The organism is Dellaglioa sp. CoH-55-MRSF-8, assembly GCF_056782195.1.
In genome coordinates, this window is the sequence record NZ_JBXAYH010000219.1 from 1 (window position 1) to 261 (window position 261).

Here is a 261-nt window from a genome sequence, read left to right on the forward strand (position 1 = left end):
ACAGTGGCCTATGGGAAAAGGAAAATTTGGACAAGCTTCTTGGGGATTCTGTAATCCGCGTGCCTGTCGTCAGTCAGGGCCTCAACGAATGGCGGCGCTACCATACGGCAGCATTCCTTGCGACCTTGAAGTTGACGCCGGATCAGATAAACTTTTTCAAGGCCATCATCCCTGACTACAATCCGGACCTCGACCGTACCGTTGACCAGTGCATCCAGTTTCTATTTCGTTCTGGCGCTCGCGTTGCAAAATCGGATAAAC

The 261-nt window shown here is 51.3% G+C and carries 1 protein-coding gene; it reads left to right on the forward strand.

Annotated features, from left to right (window positions below; translation table 11 throughout):
- Window positions 1-26: 26 nt before the first annotated feature.
- Window positions 27-261 (forward strand): hypothetical protein (locus tag AC1RPW_RS08545; protein ID WP_481769536.1); only part of this gene is annotated, 235 nt, incomplete at its 3' end.